Source organism: bacterium (assembly GCA_030693205.1).
Taxonomy (GTDB): Bacteria; Patescibacteriota; Minisyncoccia; order JAHIHE01; family JAHIHE01; genus JAHILZ01.
Genome location: JAUYBG010000005.1, coordinates 53725 through 75262, shown reverse-complemented (window position 1 = coordinate 75262; position 21538 = coordinate 53725). Strand labels below are relative to the sequence as shown.

Sequence of the window (21538 nt, the reverse complement as noted above, 5' to 3'; positions counted from 1 at the left end):
TTAATTAAAAGCATTAGATTGAAAATCCAATGGCTTTTTTATTGCGCTAAACTATTTTTTTCCCCAATAACAAGTTTTTTAACCAAAATCATTACGATTATAGCGATAGGAATGGCAAAAAGCGCGCCGGTAATCCCGCCCAATTGCCCGCCGCTTAGCACCGCAAGGATCACGATAATCGGATTAAGCCCCACTGTTTTTTGCATTACCATTGGAATAATAATATAGGATTCGATCTGCTGGATAATATAATACATTAAAAAAACCTCCGCCCCAAGCCAGGGTGAACTCAAAAAAGCGATCAAAACGCCAGTTCCATCCGAGATCAATCCCCCCAAATAAGGCACGAATCTTAAAATAGCCGCCAGAACCGCCAGCGCCGAAGCAAAGGGCACGCCCAACAGTGTTAGACCCAAAAATATGGCCGCGCCGCTGACTAAACTGAGAATCACCTGTCCTAAAAACCACCGGCCCATTTTAAATTCTATTTCATCCAAAACTTCAACCAATTCTTTATGCCGGCTGTGATGAATGATCTTTCGCAAATATTTTTTAACGAAACTTTTCTCGTCGGTTAAATAAAAAGAGATCGTCAAAGCGACAAACACGTAAAGCAAGTTTCCCAAATAAGAAACGGTCGAAAAAACAATGCCCAACGCTTGATCTTTCAAAAGGCTGAAAGTTTCAGAAATAAACCCATGAATGCTGTCTTTCAAACCATATCTCTCCAAAAAAGGATATTTTGCGATGTTTTGTTCCAAATACTGCGGAAAGTGCAAAGCCAAACCGCTAATTTCCCTAGCCAAAGAAGGCACTATCCATGAAAAAACCAGGCCAAGAAATATCAAAATGATCAAAAACACCAAAATAGTCGCAATAGTGCGCGGTATTTTTTTTATCTCAGCCCAATCAACTATAGGATTAGTCACCGTCGAGATCACGAATCCGGCAAAAAGCGCCAAAAGCAATTTTTGCGTCAAAAACAAGAACACCACGACAATGATCGAAAAAATTACTTTAAAAATCGTATTGTAAGAAATTTCCAATTGATATTTTTCCATATGTTAATTATTTATAATTTAAAAATTTTTTCCAAACTTTTTTTATCTTTCTCTTTAAAAGGCCCGATTAAAGCCAGATTCAATTTATTGTTTTTAAAAATATCGGCCGCTACTTTTTGGATATCCTTTATTGTCACCTCGTCAATTTTCGCCATTTTTTCTTCCGGAGTCAGAATTTTTCCTTCCAAGATTTCCTGATCCGCGAAAAAACTCGCCATAGACGATGAGGATTCCAGATTCATTATCATTCTGCCTTTGATATAATCTTTGACTTTTTGCAATTCATCTCCACTCGTCCCCTGTTCGGCGATTTTTTTATATTCGCCTAAAATTATCTCTATCACTTTTTCCAAATTTTTGGCGTCAATGCCGGCTTGGGTCGTAAAATAGCCGGAATCGGTATAAGACTCCGCGGAAGAAAAAACATAATAAGCCAAACCTTGGCGTTCGCGAACGGAAGTCCACAACCGCGAACTCATTCCTCCGCCCAAAATCGCCGCGAGCAGCCTGAGAGCATAGTGATCAGGGTGACCAAGAGCGTATCCTCTCGCGCCAAGACTGATATGTGTTTGCTCGGTTTTTTTGGGATAAATTAAAATTTCCGGATTTTTTTGAAATTCTTTTGTTTGCTCTTTTACTTTAGAAGATCTGCCGTCAAATTTATTAAAATAATTCTCAACTTTTCTTAGCGCCTCCTCACCTTCAACCGCTCCGGCAACCACAATAGTAATATTTTTCGCCACATATTGATTTTGAAAATATTCAATAATCTGTTCTCTGTTTATCCCGCTCACACTCTCGGGCGTACCGGCAATATCGCGCCCGGCCGGAGTATCGCCATAAAGCAAAACTTCAAATAGATCAGATACGTATCTCGGAGGATCATCTTTGATCATCTTTATCTCTTCCAAAATCACACCCTTTTCCCGCTCCATTTCCTCCTTTAAAAAAATAGCTCTCAAGAGAATATCAGAAATTACGTCCATCGCTTTATCCAAATGGAATGCCGCCGCTTTGGCGTAAAAACCGGTATATTCTTTGCCTGTAAAAGCGTTGTATTCCGCGCCTATTTTTTCCAGATCTTCCGAGATAGCCAATGTAGTCGGTCTTTTTTCCGTGCCTTTGAAAAATAAATGCTCCAAAAAATGGGAAATACCGCTAATTTTCTTGTCTTCGTATTTGCTTCCGGTCCCCACCATTACCAAAACCGTAGCGGTTTTAGTGCCTTCCATCGGCGCGATAATCACGCGAAGCCCGTTATTTAAAATGGTTTTTTTATACATAAATCTGAATTCACGTTGATTATGATTTCTTTAAAAACCTTTTAATCCTGATTAATCCCGAGCATGGGATAACTTCAATTCCTTTTTTCTCCAATTCATCAAGAAATAAATTCATTCCGAGCGAATCACTGGACATATGGCCGGCAATTACAACATTGATATGCGCCTTTTCCGCCTCTTTTTTGTGCTCTTCGCTCATATGCATGCCTATAATCGTCCCAATTCCCGCTTGCGCCATTTTTTCGTAAATTTGCGGCGCGCCTTCGGTGCCTCCGGTAATTTCCGTTATGGCAATTTTTCCGGTATAATTTTCCGGCAAACCGGCAAAAAGACGCGGTCCGGCATTTAATTTTATCGCTTCCTTATATTCAGAAATTTCTTTTAAAAACTTAAGCAAATCACCAACATATTCAAAATTTTCTTTTTCAATATTTTCGCAAAGAAATTTTGCCACCAAGTTATCACAAGGCGTATGAACACAGATCATGCTTTGCTTAATCAGCCGAGCGGCATCAATTGACTGATTATAATTCCCCCTAATAACCGAACGCCCCACTTCACTGATTTTTTCCCTAATCACTCCTTGAGCAATGTTTATCGGCACGCCATATTTAATATTCAGCACCTCTGCCTGCAAATGCATCACGTCATCAAGTTTTGCCAGCGCTTTCCCCATTGGATGATGACTAATAATTAAATCAACCCCTAGCTTATCGGCCAGCAACACCTCTCCCGTATCAATATCTATGCCCGCCAATATTTTTTTTACTTTTTTATCCGAATCCGTCAAAAGTATTCTTGAATCCGAATAAGGATTGCTTAATTTTTCCGCATCAAATTCTTCTTTTTCTTCTTTGTTTAATTTCTCATATTGTTCTTTTGCGCGCTTCAAAAGCCGCTGGACTTTTTCTTTCCCGCGCAGATCGGATTCGATTCCCATCTTTATCGCCAAATTATAAATTTCTTTTATCGTCATCTTTTTAAATTAATTTTTCTTCCAGATAATCCGCGAGCTCGGCAATCTTTATTCTCTCTTGTTTCATCGTGTCGCGGTCGCGAACCGTGACCGCATTGTCTTCCAGCGAATCAAAATCCACCGTCACGCAAAATGGCGTGCCGATCTCGTCTTGCCGGCGATATCGCTTGCCAACCGAACCGGTTTCATCGTACTGCACCATCCACTGCTCGCGAAGGTCTTTGTAAATTTCCCCAGCCAGCTTTTTCAGCGGATCTTTTTTTACCAAAGGCAGAATCGCGGCTTTGATCGGCGCGATGCGCGGAGCCAAACGCAAAACAAATTCTTCTTCCTTGATCGATTCCGTAGTTGTCGTTCGCCCGCCTTTAATAACCTCGAAACTGTCGGCCAGCACTGCCAAAATACTTCTGTCCACTCCAAAAGTCGGCTCGATCACGTGCGGAATAAATTTCTCTTTGGCTGCTTCGTCAAAATAGCTCATATCCTCGCCGCTCGCTTTTTGATGCGCCGTCAGGTCAAAATCCGTGCGATATGCCAAACCATATAATTCTTTGAATCCTCCGAACGGAAAATTAAACTCGAAATCAACAGTGCGCCGGGAATAATGCGACAATTCTTCCTTGGCATGCTCGCGCACCCGAATGTTTTCTTTTTTAAGCCCTAAAATTTTCGTAGCCCATTTTTTCATTTCATCTTTCCAGTAATCAAAAGTTTTCTCCCAATCCTTCTCGCGGATAAAATATTCTATTTCCATCTGCTCGAATTCCAAAGTGCGGAAAATAAAATTGCCCGGAGTGATCTCGTTCCGGAAAGCTTTTCCGACCTGCGCGATACCAAAAGGAATTTTCTTGCGGCTGGAATTCAAAACATTTTTGAAATTTACAAACATTGCTTGAGCCGTCTCGCCGCGAAGATAAACCGCGGCCTTCGCGTCTTCCAGCGATCCGACTTGGGTTTTGAAAAGCAAATTGAACTTCCTCGCTTCGGTCAATTTTACGGACTTACAAACCGGGCATTTTAATTTATTGTCAGAAATAATTTTATTGATATCTTCCAAGCTTTTCCCTTCCACGCTTATTTTCAGCTCATCTTCGATCATATGATCCGCTCTGATCCTGGCTTTGCACGCGAGACAATCAATTTTCGCATCGGCAAAACTGGTCGTATGTCCGGACGCTTCCCAGACTTTCGGATTCATTAAAATACTGGCGTCAATTCCCACCATATCATCTCTTTGCTGAACAAACGTCTTCCACCAAAGCCTTTTAATATTATTTTTCAATTCTGCGCCCAAAGGACCGTAATCCCAAGTATTGGCTAATCCGCCATAAATTTCGCTTCCCGGATACACAAAACCCCGTCTTTTGCAAAGCGAAACGATTTTTTCCATTTTGTCTGTATTTTTTTCTGCCATAAATATAATTTGATGTAGTTTAACTCTTTTAATTTATCATAAACAACCACGATTGACAAGCTGTGGATATATGCTAATATAGATAAAATTTATCAAAAAGCACTTTAAAGGAGGAATCAACCGTGCCAAAAAATCAAAAAACCAAAACTGTGTCGCCGGAACAACAGCGGATAAATTTTGAAAGGCTGCAAAGAATGATGAAAAACCCTGAAAAAAACCTGATTGTTGGAAAACTTAAAGAGCTTGAGGCCTTACTAACCGGAAGAGATCAAGCGATCACGCTGGAAGAAGCGGCTAAAATAATGGATACTAGCGAACGGGGAATATGGGATATGCGCGCCAACTACCGCAGCCCGGATACGAAAATAGAAATATTTTCCGAAACAGAAGGAAAGCTGGAAATCTGGTACATAAAAATAAAAAAGAAAAAGCAGCCATAACGCAAAATCGGCTGCTATTTTTATTGACAAAATTCTTGTTTATATTAATATGGAATCACTGTACCTTACAATTAAAAACAAGGACGAACAACAAAAGCGCTTCAAGCGCGGGAAGTGATACTATGGGAAATGATGGAATAGGCATTAGAGTAATGAGCAAGTTCGCATCGGATCAGAAATTGATCCCAGCCATACTTAGTATAATTAATTCAACAGAGGCTGTCTGTATTGATAAGCCGTTTTGCGATGAAACCTTGCAGAAAGAAACAACCTGCGGACGCGTATTTATAATAGAAAAAAACGAAGATCAAAAACAAACGGCCATCGGGGTTGTGCTGGCGCATACGATTATTAAAAATAGCTTCGGGATATTCAGCATCGCTTTTGAAAAATCGATGCGGAATAACCAAGAAATGATCGCAAGCGCCATAGAAAGCTTCAAAGAGTGCGCGTTTAAAGAAATGCACTTGTCGCTTATTACCTTGATGGTTTCAAGCGGCGACGGCTTGCCGGGAATTCTCCTTAAAAAGGGTTTCGTAAACGGCATTGACAAGACAAATACTGACTTCTACAGTATTTCCAATAACGGAAGCGTGCTAACAAATTTAACAGGAAATGGCCACTCTGCCGAAATCCCAAAACCGGACGAGAAAGAAATCAAGAAACTGACGATAGCTCTTAAAAAATCCGAGGAAATTTGCCAAATGGCTTATACTGAAATAGAAGGACTTAAAAAAGCCCTCGGAGAAGCTCGGGAAAAAGGGTTACCGACAGACAAAGAACTGTTAAATCAAGTTGCCGAATTAGAAAGACGGCTCGATCAAGCGTTAAAAGAAAAAGGCAAATTCAAAGAATGGCTTGATGAAAAAAACCTGCGGCTTGAAGAAGCTCAAAAAACAATCGCCGATCGCAACGCGACAATTAAACGGCTCGATGGAGAAATAATCAAACTCAGTTTATTGTTAGGCGAAAAAACTCAAAAAGTTAACGAGCTGACAAAAATAACCGATAAACCAAGTGAACCAGCACCGGAAACCGGCGATCTTTATAAAGAGATAATAGATCTAAAACTGATCGGTTCTCTAGACGAACAAATGAAAAAAATCCAGGAGCTGATAGAGGAAAAATTGCGGAAAGCCAATCTTAATAGAAATCACACAAGGGTAAGCAGTTTAGCTGCCGCTGTCGGTATTATTATCAACAGCGATCAGCAGCAAACAACAATAACAGATCTGGCGGAAAGAATGCGATGCACAACCGCTACTGTCCGTAGCTTGGCAAAAGAGCTGGAAACTTTGGGAATCGCCGAAAAGCATAAACACTCGGTAAAACTAAAAACGTCAAATGAAACAATTGCGGAAAAAAATCCTGCGAAAGAAAAAAAGTCTTTGGCAGACGTAAAGCTGTCTCTAAAAGACTTGCAAGTCTTGCGGGTAATAATTGAAAACGGACAAGCTGGTATTTTGCAACAAGAAATAATCGAAAAAACCCGCATTATCCAGACCAGAGTAAACCTATCCGTAAGAACACTGGCTGAAAAAGGTTTGGTTAAAAATAGGCAAGAGGGCATACGTTCCAGAGTAACAGCTCAAGTGGATCAAATCCGACTCCAGCTTCCGGATATGATAAAACCTACGGAGCAGACAAAACCAGAAATAACTCCAGAAAAAGACGAGAATAGCCAGCGCCAACCGTCAGAACAGAAAAAACCGGAAGAAAAAATCGCAGAGCCGGAAATCGTTCAAAAACCGCCGAAATCGACGGAAACAAAAACAGAGCCAAACGAAACAATAAAAGCTGAATTATTGCTCTTGTCCGATTCTTTAACAAACAAAGAACCCGGCTTGCTAAGTTCCTTACCAGATAATAGAAAACAACAAGTGGAAGACTACTTAAATGACTATCTGGAAAAAGGAGAAAAAATCAGTTTGTCTGTTGTTTGCAGTAAGGCGGGCGTTAAGAAAAATCAAGCAAAAACTTTTATTTCGGCAATTGTCAAAACAATGAATAAAAAAACCGACAATCCAAACGACCGAATAAAAGCTATAAAAATCAGCCTTAACGAAGACGATTTCGAAAATAGCACGATCGAACTATTGAGTGAAACAGAGTTCTTGAGCGAGCTCGAAAAAGATAAGCCGCCGCAAGAAAAACCGGAGGAAAAAATAGTTACGATGAATGAGCTGAGAGAAAAGTTGCAAAATGAAAGCAATGTAAACGGTACAGATATCGCAGGAAAACCTAAAAGAACGTTAGCGCAACTCAAAGCCACACCCGAACTTTGTGATAAACAAAAAGAAATATTGGAGAAGCTGAATGACGCAGGAGGATCTTTAAAAAAGAGAAAAATAAGAGAAATATTTAGAATAAAGGATATCACCCTCACGCCATACTTAGATTTTATGGCAAAGCTCGATGTGATAACAATAAACGGAGAAACAATATCTCTAAAATTTTAGAGCGGCTTAACCGCTCTTTTTTTTATCTACCTTTCAAATGTTTTTTCTGATTTTTTTCATCAATTCCAAATAAAACGCCAGATTATGGATCGTCGCCAATCGTAAACCCAAATTTTCTTTGGTGATAAAAAGATGGCGCAAATAAGCCCGGCTGAAATTCCGGCAAGTATAACAATCACAGGTTTTATCAACCGGACCAAAATCCGATGTAAATTTTTTATTGGTAATATGAATTGAAGAATAAAAGTTCTTATTTCTAAAAACGCTTGCGTTTTTAATCCGCCCACTGGCGGACCAAACAAATAATTCTCCATGCCGGCCGTTGCGAGTCGGAATCACGCAATCAAACATATCGATCCCCCGCTTTACCGCTTCCACGATCTGATCAGGATAACCCACACCCATCAAATAATGCGGTTTTCCCTCCGGCAAATATGGCGACACCCAGTCCAAAACTTCCAGCATTTTTTCCGGCGGCTCGCCTACCGAAACTCCGCCAATTGCCACGCCATCGGTATCCAGTCCGACGATTTGACCAGCCGATTCCTCGCGATAATCTTTGAAAGTCGAACCCTGGATTATGCCGAATAAAAAATGTTTTGATTTCATTTTGGCGGTTTTTGCAATAAAATACTTTTTGCATCGCGCCGCCCACCGATAAGTTATATCGAGCGAATTCTTCGCGTATTCTCTGGTAGCCGGATATGGCGTACATTCATCAAAAGCCATGATCATATCCGCGCCCAGATCCAGCTGAATTTGCATGGATTTTTCCGGAGTTAAAAAATGTTTCGCTCCGTCTATCGGCGAACGGAATTCCACGCCTTCCTTCTCTATCTTCACTCCTCCTTGAAAAGGCGCGGGAATAAATTTTTCGTGCGAGGACTGTCTGAGACGAGTATTTTGCGAGGCGAGTTCCGCAGTAGAAAAATTTTGTTTCCGCGCCTTTTGCCCAAGCGAAAAAACCTGGAAACCTCCAGAATCAGTAAGAATAGGTTTCTTCCAGTTTATAAACTTATGCAACCCCCCGGCCTTTTTCACGAGTTTTTCGCCCGGCCGCAAATACAGATGATAAGTATTGCTAAGAAGGATTTCCGTGCCGATCTTTTCCAATTCGTCCGATGTTATATTTTTTACCGCCCCGCGCGTCGCAATCGACATAAAACAAGGTGTATTAACAACTCCATGAGAAGTGCTTATCCTTCCGCGTCTCGCTTTTGATTGTTTGGATTTTTTAAAAATTTTAAAAAATTGCATATACTGGTATTTTACTTAATGCCCGATACATAATACATTATACTAATTCCGGCTTTTTGGCAAAAAAAGAGAAGACATAAATTTATGCTCCACGATTTTTATTTTTATTTTTTCTTCTTTTTCTTTTACCTCTATAATAATTTCTTCCATTTTGTCCTCCTGCTATTTATCTCTCAGGTATTTGATTTTTAGTTTCAGCCCCGCAACTTTATTAGTATTATAGTTTTGCGACCTTGTATCTTTGAATTTTACAGCTCTTTGGGCTTTTAGTGAAAACCTTTTTACCATAGCTTCTAAGCTTTTTATTGCATCTTCAGACTCTATTTTAACATTTGTTTTCAAGGTTCAATTCCTCCTTATACTTAATCGATAAGACAATAATCTTATCCCGCGATTTTTGCCGCAGGCGGAAAACTTTTTTTTCTAAAATCTTCCGTTTGAGGCAACAAAAAAACAGCCCTCGACAGGCTTGTTCGCGTAATCTTCTGAATCTTTTTTCTCTTTAACTTATACGCATAAACAACCTGCCTTAGGACGGTGTAAAAAAGAAAAAGAAATTGTTGTTTTGCGTATAATTCATAAATTTCACTAATCTATAAATATATTAGCATATATAAAAAATCTGTCAAATTTATAGCGCCACTTTCCCTTCCTCGGGCGTGACGCTCAGATCATCCGGCAAACGGCTAGTTATGCCTTCGGCCGTAACCGCAATTTCACTCAATGTAAATTCATCAGTAGCGTTCAGGAAGTTTTTATCGATCAGCACTAAATAATTTCCGACATCGCTGATAGTCGGCGCAACGCTTACTTGGAATAACACCTCTTTCAACGGCGAAATTATTCCGGTGCCGACTTCTATATCGCCCGCTTCCCAAGTAATGGTCCTGGTATTTATATCGTAAAAGATCTTGGCGTCGAGAGGAAAAATATTTCCCGTCCATTTGATATTGGCCGGCAAAACCCCCGTAACTTTTACATTTTTAATTTTATTGACCGTATTTAAAATTTGCCAATGGATATTGTAAGCGGTAGTCTGTCCGACTTTCGGCGGAATAACCCCGGAAGTTTTCAGGCGATCATCGTCATTAAAATATCCTCTGACAAACAGAACAGGACTGGAGTTGATCTTTGTCTCAAAAGAGGCCGCAACAATTACTTTATTTAATCCGTCAGCATTAAAAATATTTCCATCTTTAATAGTAACGGTATTTTTTACCAGAAAATTCTTGCTGTTGCCGTCCATTATCGTAATGCTTCCATTGGTCTTTACACTAAATTCAACTTCTATTTCTTTATTCGGATCAACTGCCGCCAAATCGCTTCTTACCTTGCTATCCCATATTATAGTGTGAAGCGCCCGATCAAGATTGGCGTTTTCGGCAACCAAAGAGGTAAAATCCAATGCCTGACCATCCAAAACCGCGCTAATAATAAGATTTTCCTGCTTAGTATTGCTTAAGTTCCTGATCTTAATTTTATAATTCAATGTTTCCCCGATATCGGCGGCATAATTCTCTTTGTCATTGACCGTCTGAACAACAACAAAAGGCGAACCTATCAAGCTGGTGTTGGCGCTTATTTCATTATTAAAAATATATTTTCCGTCTCTGTTTCTCTGCTCGATCACCGCCCCGACTATTTTAGTTTCCACTTCCGAACTATTTAATGTCCCGATAATCTCTATCTGCCCGCTTGAAGCCCGAGTAAAACCAGACACTTCCCAAGTATCCGGCGCTTGCGTTGCGGAAGGATTGCTGCTTGTAAATACGAAACTGGAAGGATAATTGAGTTTTATCCTGATCATTTCAAAATCCATCGCCGTGGCATTCGTATAAGTCAAAATATATTTAATTTCCTGGCCCGCGACCGCTTCTTTGGGCGCAAATAAATTAACAGAAACTTTGGCTATTTTAACGTTAAACCTATGATTGGCTTTGGCTGAAAAACTGGAATTAAAATTTTCCGGATCATAATCAAGCGAAGCGGATATCACATTAGCGTTAACATCGGTAATTTTTGCGGAAATTTTAACCGATCCGTCATAACCGGCAGAAATTTCTCCCAGCTCCCAAACTATCTGCGAACCTTTTATCTTGCCAAAACCGGATTTATCTTTAATATCGCTAAACCCTTCCGCGGGATAACTCAAAGACAAAACCGCATTTTTCAAATTTGTCCGATTGTCATTTTTATAGGTAATCTCTATATCAGTTTCTCCCCCTACATCCAAAGTTTCCGTTCCAAAAATTTTCACAACGGTATTGGATTCGGCAAAAGCTTTTTGATTCTTATAAAAAATTTGATAAGCCACTCCCGCTATAAGACCGACGATAGCCAGAATCGCTATTCCTAAAAAGATTTTCTTCATGTTTATTATTGCTTTAGAAGCTTTATAACTATTACTTATTATATCACTTTCTTCTATTTTTAAAAAATAATTATCAACAAATAAACTTGCCAAAGCTCATCACTTGCCTGTTCAGTATATCTTCCAGCGAATGATCCAAGAGCTTTCCCAGCTTCTCCTTCCCTATCGCTTGCCAGCCAATATTTTCCAAATATGAAAAACCTTCCTCGATTATTCTTAAACCATCTTTATGGTCTTCCGCTATCTCCATCGGCCGCAATCCTAAAATATCCAGCAGCTTCAACTTGAACGCCAATACTATTTCTTCACTGGCAGGTATTGCGTTTTTACCAATGCTTTTCGAATCTAAATACTCGAACAGATCCAATAAAAGGTTGAAAATTTTTTGATCGGGTAATCTTTCTATTGTCGAAATATTAACCAATTCCGCCGCGTATAGCGCGATCGCGGATCGCTCAAAATCGTTTTTTAAATTCCGGAAAGATCTGATCTCGGATGCCTTAGTAATAGTGATCAAGGCCTTGCCGTCAAATAGCATTAAATCCACGTAATCGAGCACTTTCAAGTGCGGCGCCAGTTTTGAAGTAATGCTTCTTGACCCGCGGCAAATAGCGCGGATCTTGCCTATATCCTTGGTATAGACAGTCAGTATCCTGTCCCTGTCTTTATAATAATCGCTGGCTAAAATTATACCTTCCTGCGAATAAGGGAGTTCCATATTATTTCACTTTCTTAACCGCGAATTTAATTTTTTCGCCTTCGATCTCCAAATCTTTTTCCATATCGTATTTTCCGCCTTCTTCATATTTATCGATATTTTTCGTAATGGTTTTTTCTTTGATATATTTTTGCCATTTGGCATTGGCGAAAATTTTCCCCGCACTTCCGTTTTTTCCGTAAAAAACTTCGATCAAATCTTCCTTGGTCAAACCCAAGTCTTTGCGCATTGTCTGGATATGCCGCGCAATATCGCGAACAACTCCCTCTTCTTTAAGTTCATCGGTGATTTTTGTATCAAGCGCAATTGCAATCCGGCCATTAGTTTCCGATATCCAACCGCTCTTTGCGCTAACCTCAGAAACAAAAGCTACTTTTTTAACATTCAATTCATCGTTTACTAATTCCAACAAGTCGGCTTTTATTTTTTCTTTCGTTCCCTGAACTTCCAGCAGGGCCAAAGGCTGCCTGACTTTAATTTTTGATTTCGCGCGCGCGGCCAAACCCAAAGTAACAATTTCACGGACTAATTTCATTTCCTCGTTTAATTTCTTATCAATTAATTTTTCATCGGCTTTCGGCCAATCCGAAAGATGAATGCTTTCCGGAGAACCGCCTGTTTTAATATCTCGATAAATTTCTTCTGAAATAAACGGCACGAAAGGCGCGGCAAGCTTTGTCAATTCGCTCAAGACCGCCAAAAGCGTCCAAAGGGCCGCGGATTCCTCAACCCGCATCCTGTCGCGTGAGCGGCGGATATACCAATTCGACAGATCATCCGTAAAATCGCCGATAAGACGAGCCGAGCGAATAATATCATAATCATCCAAAAGTTTTGTCGTTTCAAAAATCGTTTCATTGAGCCGCGAAACAATCCACTTATCCAATAAATTTTGATTTTTGGCTGTGGGCTTTTGGCTTTTGGCTTTGCCCGCGTATGTCTTAAAAAATTGATATGAATTCCATAAAGTGCGATAAAATTTATTTTGCACTTCATTAAGATCCTTGAAATCAAAACGCTTCGGCTCTCCGGGTCCGCCGACCGTATAAAAATACCAGCGCAAAATATCTATGCCATATTTATCAGCCACTTCCCATGGACTGACGACATTGCCTTTGGATTTGCTCATTTTTTGGCCTTTCGCGTCCAGAATATGGCCGTAAGTTATGACATTCTTGTAAGGCGCGCTTTTTCCCAAAAGCGTGGCAATCGCCAGCAAAGTATAGAACCACCCTCTTGTCTGATCGATCGCTTCGGAAATATAATCAGCCGGAAATTTCTTGCCTTTAGCCTGCCCTGAGCCTGTCGAAGGGTCGACTAATTCTTTGTTTTCAAAAGGATAATGCCATTGACTGAAAGGCATTGAGCCGGAATCAAACCAGCAATCAATCACGTCCGTGATCCTCTTCATTTCGCCGCCGCATTTATCGCACTTAAAAATAACTTTGTCTATGAACGGTCTGTGCAAGTCTTCCAGTTTCTTACCGCCAAATTTTTCCAGTTCCGCGATCGAACCGATTATTTTATCATCTCCGCATTTGGCGCATTTCCAAATCGGCAGCGGCGTTCCCCAATAGCGCTCGCGGCTCAGTGCCCAATCTTTTATTTCGCGGAGCCACTCGCCCATCCGGCCTTTCTTGATATGTTCCGGTATCCAGTTTATTTTTTCGTTATTTTCGATCAAAGCTTTCTTGATTTTCGGATCAGACATCTTAATAAACCAAGATTTTTTGGCGTAATAGATCAGTTTCGTATTGCATCGCCAGCAAAAAGGATAATCATGCTCTATATCTTCGGTTTTGAATAAAACTTTTCTCTTGTCCAATTCGGTAATAATCTCTTTATTGGTTTCTTCTCTGGCCACATATTTTCCCGCCCATGGAGTAATTTCCGGAATAAATTTGCCTTGCAAATTCACAGTCATCAAAACCGGCAAATCATTTTCTTTTGCCACTCGCATATCATCCTCGCCAAACGCCGGCGCAATATGAACTATGCCCGAACCGTCTTGCGTGGTCACAAAATCCCCAGCCACGACTCGAAATGCAGGCTTACTTGCCTCGCTGAATCCGCCTACTGACGGAGAAAGCGGGTCCGGTTTTACAAAATCAAATAATTGTTTGTATTCCAAACCGACAAGTTCAGATCCTTTAATAACATCAAAATTATATGCTTTTAATAAACCGTCAAGATCTTGATGCGCAGGATGCTTCCTTAAATTCTCATTAAACACATCAATGTTACCGAACAAATATCTGATTTCTATAAGCCCCGCATTTGATTCCAAGTTTTTTTGTAAAATATCTTTGGCTATTATATAATTACCTGGAGCTAATATTGTAGATTCAGTTAATCCTTCTTTTCTATTCCCGCTCCCAATGATACTTCTGGACGATTTATTGCCAAAATACTTAATTATTACATAATCAATATCCTTTCCTACTGCCAGTGCCACATTTCCCGGCAAAGTCCACGGCGTAGTGGTCCAAACCAAAAAATATGTGGAATCATTTTCATGCACCAAGACATCACTTATAATCCCTTTTTTATCAGCCAAAAAAAGCTTCAAGGTTTTTCCGCTCGGCTCGTAAATATTTTCCGGCAATTTATCCGGCGCGATCCATTTCCAGCCTTCGATCTTTCCTTTTTCGTCTTTCAATTCCCCGCCTTTTGCGCGGCCGATGAAATTCTGATACCGCCAATGCGCGCCGTCAATTATGCTTTCGGCCAATCCCAAAGTTTTCACGATCTCGATATCAATCCCTGTTTCTTCTTTGGTCTCGCGTACGATCGTTTCTTCGTATGTTTCGCCTTTTTCCACTTTTCCTCCGGGCAAAGTCCATTGACCGGTTTTGATCCTTTTCCCCAACAATATCTCGCCTTTTTCGTTGACGACGACAATCCCCGTGCCCAGCCGGCTTTTGACTTTGAATTTCACATATACGGATTTTTCCGGTATTTTTTTATATCCTTGCGCCACTTCATGGCTCGAGAGCCCCGTGCCGCAGCGCGAACAATACGGCACAACTTTGTGGCCTTCGTAAAGCAAGCCTTTTTTGTAAATTTCCGACAGAATCCACCAAACTGATTCAATATACTCGTTGCTATAAGTTATGTAAGGATGCTCCAAGTCCAGCCAGAAAGCGATGCGCTTGGTCAGGCGTTCCCACTCGTCTTTGTATTCCCAAACCGACGCTTTGCATTTCTTATTAAATTCTTCAATGCCATATTTTTCTATTTCAGGCTTAGAAGAAATTTTTAATTCTTTTTCCACCTGAAGCTCTACCGGAAGCCCATGCGTATCCCAGCCGGCTTTCCGCTCAACCCTATATCCCCGCATTGTTTTATAACGGCAGACTATGTCTTTGAAAGACCTCGCCAAAACATGATGAATTCCGGGTTTCCCGTTGGCAGTCGGCGGACCTTCATAAAAAACGAATTCTTTTGATCCCGAACGCTGATTGACGGATTTTTGAAAAATCTTGTTTTCCTCCCAAAATTTCAAAATCGCTTCTTCCCGAAGCGCCACTTCAGATTTTTGCTTTTGTTCCGCTTTATTTTTCATATATTTTACCCTGTTAAATAAAATCCTTCAGAATTTTAGGTTGTATTGCAACCTATTTAACGGGGTGAATTACTTTTAATACTTCTTTTAGTTTAACTGAAAAAAACAATTTGGTCAAAAAAAATAAGCAGACAATCAATGCCTGCTATACAGAACTGCATTCCAATAATCATAATCCACTTTTATGCCATTATTTACGGTATTTTGCAGATCACGCAGTTTTGTGTCTATATCCGTCGTTCTTGTATATTTTTTTAATTTATGTATATACTTCTTTTTTACCGTCATTACATGATTGCAGTTTTTAAGACACCCTTTTTTTGCCATAAATTCATTGCATAATATCATTTCATGATGAGGACAATATGCTACTTTTCTTCCGTTTCCCCCATTATCCACAATAGGAGAAACAATATTGTTATTTTTTCCTTTTATACTTTATTCCTCCTGTAATTTGTTTAAATTAATCATAAACTAATTTTGCATTTTGTCAACTATCCGTTAATTATCGTATCCAAAGTAGCTATCACGGAATAAGACACTAAAATCACTACCAAACCTATAATCACATAAGTGATCATTTTTTTCGCCTTTTCCATTTGGTCGGAATCTCCCCAGCTTCTGATGTATCTTATGCCGCCGATGATCAAAAACAAAATTCCAAGGCCGGCAACTATTGCCAAAATAGTATTAAGAAGCGAATCGATCAAGTTTGCCATCGGCTTCATCGTAACCGGTTCTAGAGGCAGAGCCGCGAATAATGAGGATCCGGCAATTTTCTTAAGTTTTTTTATGTTTTTTTCTAAAAATTCTGTCATCGTTGCAAAAAATAGCCGCTTAAACAACTACTTTACAATATTTTTATAAACCCTAAGCGTTTCTTCCGCCGTTTTTTCCCAAGTATATTTTTTTGCTTGCGCCGCGCCAAGCCGGATAAGTTCGCTCTGGCGGCTTTTGTTATTGATCAGGCTAACAATTTCTCGCGCCCAATGATCAGTATTATTCGGATCAATAAATATCGCGCCATTTCCCAAAATTTCTTCCAGCGACGGAATTCTCGAAGCTATGACCGGCACTCCGGAAGCCATCGCTTCTAGGGCCGGCGCGCCGAATTCCTCATAAAATGGCGGGAACAAAAACAGATCCGCTCCCTGGATAATTCCATTCAGATCTTCCGGCGGAACATAGCCGGTTAAAATAATATCTTTTTCAATTTGCAGTTCTTTGGCCGTTTCCGCCACTTCTTCGGCGCTCAGCCACCCTTCCTTGCCGGCTAAAACCAACTGGCAGTTGGAGCAATCGTTCTCCAGCGCAAAATGCGTATCCTTCGCGTCTTTGAGAATTTTTCCGCGCACTTCGGCAAAAGACCTGACTAACCCAACCAAATTATTGATCGGCTTGATAGTGCTCAAAAACAAGAAATATCTGCCTTTGATCTTATATTTTTCTTTTACTCTGGCAATTTCATTTTGACTAACCTTATCGAAAAACCTCTGATCAACGCCTTTATATATCGGGGTTATTTTTTCCGCTTTAATGCCAAAGCAATCAATCGTGTCTTTTTTCGCCGCCCAGGAATTAACAATGATATGATTTGTTTTGACTAAAATAGATTTGGCGAAAGACGCACTCAACCTCTGATAAGGCGGAAACATATCGCTGAATTTGCGAATACCGATGCCGGATTCCGTCACTACTGTCTTGCCACGATAAGACAACGGGATTGAACCGCCGGGTGAATGAAGAATGTCCAGCTTCTCGCGCGAAAACATCGCGTTAACCAAAATTTCCGAATAAACTCCCGGCAAATACCTTCGGTACGAAGAAAAAGGAAAGTTAACGATCTTTACTCCGGTAATCTTAAACCGTTCAATATCTTTTTTCCTTACGCGATTATCAAAAAATAAAACGTATTCATTTTTTCCATTTTTAAAATCCGCGTCCATTTTCAATAAATGGCGGATCAGCATAAAAGTATAGTGGCCGATCCCGATCGCTTCGCCAAGCTCGGGATTTAAAATTGTGCGAGCGTCAATGCCAATGCGCATAGGTTTAGAATTAAGAATTTATAGACAACTCCTATGTTAAATTTAACATTTTTTGAGTGAAACGTCAATGAAACTAAAAGAAAAATTCAATTCAGTGCCTTAATATTTAATTGTCAAAATCGCTTTTTTACGGTAGTATTAAAGTAATTAAAAAACTATATGCCAACACTAGCCACCAACAAACGAGCGACATTTGATTATGAGATCCTGGATAAATTCGAGGCTGGTTTGGTATTGGCCGGGTATGAAGTAAAAGCCGCGAGACTGGGCCATATCAGCCTAAAAGGCGCTTACGTCGTCATCATCGGCGGCGAAGCCTTTCTTTTAAACGCCCATATTTCGCATTATCAGCCCAAAAATATGCCTCTGAACTACGAGCCGACCCGCACCAGAAAGCTCCTTCTCCATAAAAATCAGATCAACCGTTTAATTGGAGAATCCAAGGAAAAAGGCTTGACACTGATACCACTTTCGGTATATACTAACACAATAGGAAAAATTAAAGTTTCCTTTGCTGTAGCGCGCGGAAAGAAGCAGTTCGACAAGCGCGCGGCGATTGGTGAACGAGAATCCAAAAGAAATATCCAGCGAGCCTTGCGCGGAAAGTGACGCTTTGTTCGCAGCGCTTGGGGATGACCGGCTTCGATAGGAAGCTGAAACTTAAAATTGCTGATCGAGTATTCTAAAACCTCGTAAAACTTTTAGAATCAAACTTAAGTGCCAAAACACTTATTGGTAAAGTTAAGTCTGCAGTAGCGCAAGCTTTTGCAGTTCCTAGCTTTGCTGCCGCCGTAGCCTAATATTACTCGGCCACAAGCCAAGTTGAAGGTTCACGACCCATCAGACCGATAACTCCTAATAGTCGGTTATCTGGTGTCATTAATTAGGATAGGTGGATTCTCCCGGCTCCGAGCTTTCACCGAAAAGACCGAGCATAAGATCTTTGTATTCTTGTTTGTTCACTAACCAAAGATCCGAAAAACAACGAACAGACTACATCAGTAGATAATTTTAAGGTTTTCTTTCTAGACGCGGGTTCAATTCCCGCCATCTCCACCCCTAATAATTAATTTTAAAAATATAGCAAAAAAATTTAGAATAAATGAACAAATTAGAGTTCCTGAAGTTTCGGTGATCGACAGCGAGGGGAAAAATCTCGGTCCAATGAACACTCTGGAAGCGATCAACCTTGCCAAGGCGCAAGGGCTGGATCTGATCGAAGTCTCGCCAAAAACCATTCCCCCGATATGCAAGATAATGGATTTCGGAAAATATTTATATAAGATCGCCAAGCAGGAACGCCAGCACAAAGCAAAACAAAAAACGATCGAGACGAAAGGAATAAGATTGAGTCCGCGCATCAGTCTGCACGATATGGAAACCAAAGCCAGGCAAGCCGAAAAATTTATGGATGAAGGATCAAAAATCAAGATCGACCTCCTGATGAAAGGCCGCGAAAAAGCGCATGCCGATCTGGCTGAAAAAAAAGTAAATGAATTCTTGCAAATAATAAACTCCAATCCGAAATTTACGGGAAAAATAATAATGGAACAAAGGCCAAAACGCCAATCATGGGGATTGATCGCAATAATATCAAAAGCTAAAAAATAAATTTATGAAATTAAAGACAATAAAAGCGGTAGCAAAAAGATTTAAGATCACGCCGACCAACAAGCTTCGCCATCGCAAGGCTGGACAGGATCATTTCAACGCCGGAGAAACCGGCAAAACTACCAGATCAAAAAGAAAAGATTCCGACCTATTGCCAAAATACGAAAGAGGCATTAAAAAAATGATGCCGTATAAGTAATTTTTACCGAACGAAATTTTAAAATCACAAAATTAGAAATTAAAAATTTAAACCTATGACCAGAGTAAAAAGAGGCGTAATAACCAGAAAGCGCCACAAAAAAATATTAAAACGAGCCAAAGGATTTCTTGGCAGAAGAAGCACGACTTTCCGCGCGGCCAATGAAGCTCTGCTCAAAGCCGGCAAATACGCCTGGATCGGCCGACGGCTTAAAAAACGCGATTTCCGCGCGCTTTGGAATATCAGAATTTCCGCCGCATTGATGCCTTATGATTTTTCATACAGCAAATTCATGGGCGGACTTAAAAAAGCCAATATCAAATTAAATCGGAAAGTATTATCGGAATTGGCCGTCAAAAATCCCGAAGTTTTCAAAACAATAGTGGAAACGGCGCGAAAATAAGTTAAAGCATATTTCTGTAAAAATAAAAACTGCCCTTTACGGCAGTTTTTATTATAACCTGTTTTATTTTCTTTTCCAAATTATCAACCCGGCCAGAGTTATTCCCACACTATCAACTAAAACATCAATGGGACTTCCGATCCTTGAGCGCACAAATGTCTGATGATATTCATCGCCAATCGCGTATAATATGGAAAAAATCACGGCATAGATCAAATATTTTTTACTTTTCACCCCGTCGCCTATCGCCTGCCAGGCCAAATATGTCAAAATCGCGTATTCGGCAATATGCGCAGCTTTTCGCAAAATAAAATCCAGCCGGCTTTCAAATCCGGATTTCAGATCCAGCTGATTGGAAAAATAAAAAATAACTCCCATCCAAAAAATGAGCAATATCCAATTCAAAATATTTTTATCTTTAAAATTCATATAAATATTTTTCAAGCAAAACTTTGTTTTATGGATTTAAAATCGCATAAATAATTCCCAACGCAAAAACAACAACTAGCAAATATTCCAAAGCTTTTGAAGTTGGAATATCATACTCCGGCTTTCTTGTGCCTTTGCCTTCGCGATCGGCTTTCTGATACATCAAAATTATCAAGACGCCGTCAATGCCACCCATTACCGCTCCCGAAAATCCGATCACGCGGATAAAATCGTTAAAGCCGGTTGAAAATATCAAGAACGGAACAAATAGCGCCAGCACCAGAGATAAAGCTTTGGAAAATTTATAATCATGCTGTAGGGTTTTTTTCAAATTGATGCCAAAAGCCAAAAACGAAGTGATCACCGCCAAAAATCCGACTAGCGCGCCGATCTTCACGAACCCGTCGCCATAAAAATTTTTTAATCCCGTTATCGCGTCCGGCGTAGTAGCTTCTCCGGTAATTCCAAAAATTATTACGATAAATAAAAAATAAATAACGGCGGGGATCAAAGTGCCGATAATGATTGTTTTTTTGATCAAATTTTCTTTTTTTTCCAAAACCGATATCAAATCTGGAATGATCGAACCGCCGGTCAAAGCAAAAAGAAGCACCCCGTAGGGCAAGAAAATTTCGGACCAATTAATACTCTCTGTAAAACTGGAAAGGCTGATTGAAGAAGATCCTTTTGCTAAAAAAAGAAAAATAGCGGCAACAAGCAAAAAAGACAAAAATGACTCTACCCACGAAACAACTTTGAGCCCGCCGGCAATAAAAATAAAAGAGACAAAAAATACGATTATGCTATAAGGCCGCGGATCATGGCCAAAAAATTCTCCCAAAAGATTGGATAAAAAAACGCCGCTTAAGATTATATAGATCAAAAGGCCGGCGTAACCGCCCAAAACAACGGATAAAGTCGCGACCCTTTTCCCCCATTTTCCCAGATAGATCTCGGCGTAACCCACCAAGCGATGCTTGCCTTTGGTCCTCAAAACGACTTCTCCGTACAAAAGATGCATCAACAAAACGATAAAAGTCAGCACTGTCAAATAAATCACCGTGGGAACCAAGCCCGTTTTTGCCGCGACATATGGCAAACCAAAAATACCGGCGCCGATAATAGTGCCGACGAGCATCGCAAGAGCATTGAAAAATCTGGCATTAAGCATGTCCCGGTAAAAAATTTATAAACTGATCATTTTTCTTCCTCTTCTTTTTTCTTTCTTTCCTCTCGCCATTTTTGAATAAGTAAAATGATCGCGGCAAATGGCAGCCAAAGAAAGAGCGTCCTCTTAAAAAACC

The 21538-nt window shown here is 40.2% G+C and carries 19 protein-coding genes and 1 other RNA gene; 7 read left to right on the top strand and 13 right to left on the bottom strand.

What is annotated here, in order from left to right:
• Positions 1-38: 38 nt before the first annotated feature.
• From Q8N37_00615 to Q8N37_00600, 4 genes are read right to left on the bottom strand one after another with little or no spacing between them, the layout of a single operon-like run.
• Complete coding sequence (locus Q8N37_00615; protein MDP3057008.1) at positions 39-1061, bottom strand: AI-2E family transporter; 1023 nt, start codon at positions 1059-1061, stop codon at positions 39-41.
• Between the two features lie 11 nt (positions 1062-1072).
• Positions 1073-2344, bottom strand: coding sequence for a pitrilysin family protein (locus Q8N37_00610; protein ID MDP3057007.1), 1272 nt, complete (start codon positions 2342-2344; stop codon positions 1073-1075).
• Positions 2345-2363: 19 nt separating this feature from the next.
• Positions 2364-3320 (bottom strand): NGG1p interacting factor NIF3, encoded by a 957-nt coding sequence (locus Q8N37_00605; protein ID MDP3057006.1) that lies wholly within the window; start codon positions 3318-3320, stop codon positions 2364-2366.
• Positions 3321-3324: 4 nt separating this feature from the next.
• Positions 3325-4734 carry a glycine--tRNA ligase gene (locus tag Q8N37_00600; protein MDP3057005.1) on the bottom strand — a complete coding sequence of 470 codons (1410 nt, stop codon included), beginning with the start codon at positions 4732-4734 and terminating at the stop codon, positions 3325-3327.
• A 122-nt stretch (positions 4735-4856) separates the two neighbouring features.
• Here Q8N37_00600 and Q8N37_00595 point away from each other — a divergent pair, with 122 nt between their 5' ends.
• Both Q8N37_00595 and Q8N37_00590 read left to right on the top strand, forming a co-directional pair.
• Positions 4857-5174 carry a hypothetical protein gene (locus tag Q8N37_00595; GenBank protein MDP3057004.1) on the top strand — a complete coding sequence of 106 codons (318 nt, stop codon included), beginning with the start codon at positions 4857-4859 and terminating at the stop codon, positions 5172-5174.
• A gap of 122 nt (positions 5175-5296) precedes the next feature.
• On the top strand, positions 5297-7633 hold the full coding sequence (locus tag Q8N37_00590; protein ID MDP3057003.1) for a hypothetical protein: 2337 nt from the start codon (positions 5297-5299) through the stop codon (positions 7631-7633).
• A gap of 33 nt (positions 7634-7666) precedes the next feature.
• Here Q8N37_00590 and tgt read toward each other — a convergent pair whose 3' ends face one another.
• The 7 genes from tgt to Q8N37_00555 form a co-directional block, all read right to left on the bottom strand.
• Complete coding sequence (gene tgt / locus Q8N37_00585) at positions 7667-8890, bottom strand: tRNA guanosine(34) transglycosylase Tgt (protein ID MDP3057002.1); 1224 nt, start codon at positions 8888-8890, stop codon at positions 7667-7669.
• 631 nt (positions 8891-9521) lie between these two features.
• Positions 9522-11261 carry a hypothetical protein gene (locus Q8N37_00580; protein MDP3057001.1) on the bottom strand — a complete coding sequence of 580 codons (1740 nt, stop codon included), beginning with the start codon at positions 11259-11261 and terminating at the stop codon, positions 9522-9524.
• A 73-nt stretch (positions 11262-11334) separates the two neighbouring features.
• Positions 11335-11979, bottom strand: a complete 645-nt coding sequence (gene recO / locus Q8N37_00575) for a DNA repair protein RecO (protein ID MDP3057000.1) — start codon at positions 11977-11979, stop codon at positions 11335-11337.
• A 1-nt stretch (position 11980) separates the two neighbouring features.
• Entirely contained in the window at positions 11981-15544 is a 3564-nt protein-coding gene (locus tag Q8N37_00570; protein ID MDP3056999.1) for a class I tRNA ligase family protein, read from the bottom strand.
• Positions 15545-15679: 135 nt separating this feature from the next.
• Positions 15680-15871, bottom strand: coding sequence for a hypothetical protein (locus tag Q8N37_00565; protein ID MDP3056998.1), 192 nt, complete (start codon positions 15869-15871; stop codon positions 15680-15682).
• 167 nt (positions 15872-16038) lie between these two features.
• Positions 16039-16362: a pilin gene (locus Q8N37_00560; protein ID MDP3056997.1), complete on the bottom strand. Its 324-nt coding sequence runs from the start codon at positions 16360-16362 to the stop codon at positions 16039-16041.
• A gap of 27 nt (positions 16363-16389) precedes the next feature.
• Positions 16390-17592, bottom strand: coding sequence for a glycosyltransferase family 1 protein (locus Q8N37_00555; GenBank protein ID MDP3056996.1), 1203 nt, complete (start codon positions 17590-17592; stop codon positions 16390-16392).
• A gap of 159 nt (positions 17593-17751) precedes the next feature.
• Between Q8N37_00555 and smpB the strand changes: the two genes are divergently transcribed.
• The 5 genes from smpB to rplT all read left to right on the top strand — a co-directional run bounded on the left by smpB (position 17752) and on the right by rplT (position 19805).
• Complete coding sequence (smpB, locus tag Q8N37_00550; protein MDP3056995.1) at positions 17752-18201, top strand: SsrA-binding protein SmpB; 450 nt, start codon at positions 17752-17754, stop codon at positions 18199-18201.
• Between the two features lie 19 nt (positions 18202-18220).
• Positions 18221-18651: a transfer-messenger RNA gene (gene ssrA / locus Q8N37_00545) on the top strand.
• 39 nt (positions 18652-18690) lie between these two features.
• A complete protein-coding gene (gene infC / locus Q8N37_00540) occupies positions 18691-19203 on the top strand; it encodes a translation initiation factor IF-3 (GenBank protein ID MDP3056994.1) in 513 nt (170 codons plus the stop codon).
• A 4-nt stretch (positions 19204-19207) separates the two neighbouring features.
• Positions 19208-19402 carry a 50S ribosomal protein L35 gene (locus tag Q8N37_00535; GenBank protein ID MDP3056993.1) on the top strand — a complete coding sequence of 65 codons (195 nt, stop codon included), beginning with the start codon at positions 19208-19210 and terminating at the stop codon, positions 19400-19402.
• A gap of 55 nt (positions 19403-19457) precedes the next feature.
• A complete protein-coding gene (rplT, locus tag Q8N37_00530) occupies positions 19458-19805 on the top strand; it encodes a 50S ribosomal protein L20 (GenBank protein MDP3056992.1) in 348 nt (115 codons plus the stop codon).
• Positions 19806-19868: 63 nt separating this feature from the next.
• Here rplT and Q8N37_00525 read toward each other — a convergent pair whose 3' ends face one another.
• Entirely contained in the window at positions 19869-20234 is a 366-nt protein-coding gene (locus Q8N37_00525) for a VanZ family protein (protein MDP3056991.1), read from the bottom strand.
• 28 nt (positions 20235-20262) lie between these two features.
• The gene (locus Q8N37_00520) at positions 20263-21405 is read right to left on the bottom strand and encodes an aromatic amino acid transport family protein (protein MDP3056990.1); all 1143 of its coding nucleotides are present in this window, start codon (positions 21403-21405) and stop codon (positions 20263-20265) included.
• Positions 21406-21538 lie beyond the last annotated feature (133 nt).

What these genes read in the sequence shown, in the direction of transcription:
- Q8N37_00565 (MDP3056998.1), bottom strand. Translation starts at nt 15,871, where the DNA reads ATGGCAAAAAAAGGGTGTCTTAAAAACTGCAATCATGTAATGACGGTA.
- Q8N37_00590 (MDP3057003.1), top strand. Translation starts at nt 5,297, where the DNA reads ATGGGAAATGATGGAATAGGCATTAGAGTAATGAGCAAGTTCGCATCG.
- recO (MDP3057000.1), bottom strand. Translation starts at nt 11,979, where the DNA reads ATGGAACTCCCTTATTCGCAGGAAGGTATAATTTTAGCCAGCGATTAT.
- Q8N37_00535 (MDP3056993.1), top strand. Translation starts at nt 19,208, where the DNA reads ATGAAATTAAAGACAATAAAAGCGGTAGCAAAAAGATTTAAGATCACG.
- Q8N37_00570 (MDP3056999.1), bottom strand. Translation starts at nt 15,544, where the DNA reads ATGAAAAATAAAGCGGAACAAAAGCAAAAATCTGAAGTGGCGCTTCGG.
- Q8N37_00610 (MDP3057007.1), bottom strand. Translation starts at nt 2,344, where the DNA reads ATGTATAAAAAAACCATTTTAAATAACGGGCTTCGCGTGATTATCGCG.
- Q8N37_00580 (MDP3057001.1), bottom strand. Translation starts at nt 11,261, where the DNA reads ATGAAGAAAATCTTTTTAGGAATAGCGATTCTGGCTATCGTCGGTCTT.
- Q8N37_00560 (MDP3056997.1), bottom strand. Translation starts at nt 16,362, where the DNA reads ATGACAGAATTTTTAGAAAAAAACATAAAAAAACTTAAGAAAATTGCC.
- Q8N37_00525 (MDP3056991.1), bottom strand. Translation starts at nt 20,234, where the DNA reads ATGAATTTTAAAGATAAAAATATTTTGAATTGGATATTGCTCATTTTT.
- Q8N37_00520 (MDP3056990.1), bottom strand. Translation starts at nt 21,405, where the DNA reads ATGCTTAATGCCAGATTTTTCAATGCTCTTGCGATGCTCGTCGGCACT.
- smpB (MDP3056995.1), top strand. Translation starts at nt 17,752, where the DNA reads ATGCCAACACTAGCCACCAACAAACGAGCGACATTTGATTATGAGATC.
- Q8N37_00555 (MDP3056996.1), bottom strand. Translation starts at nt 17,592, where the DNA reads ATGCGCATTGGCATTGACGCTCGCACAATTTTAAATCCCGAGCTTGGC.
- rplT (MDP3056992.1), top strand. Translation starts at nt 19,458, where the DNA reads ATGACCAGAGTAAAAAGAGGCGTAATAACCAGAAAGCGCCACAAAAAA.
- Q8N37_00615 (MDP3057008.1), bottom strand. Translation starts at nt 1,061, where the DNA reads ATGGAAAAATATCAATTGGAAATTTCTTACAATACGATTTTTAAAGTA.
- tgt (MDP3057002.1), bottom strand. Translation starts at nt 8,890, where the DNA reads ATGCAATTTTTTAAAATTTTTAAAAAATCCAAACAATCAAAAGCGAGA.
- Q8N37_00600 (MDP3057005.1), bottom strand. Translation starts at nt 4,734, where the DNA reads ATGGCAGAAAAAAATACAGACAAAATGGAAAAAATCGTTTCGCTTTGC.
- Q8N37_00605 (MDP3057006.1), bottom strand. Translation starts at nt 3,320, where the DNA reads ATGACGATAAAAGAAATTTATAATTTGGCGATAAAGATGGGAATCGAA.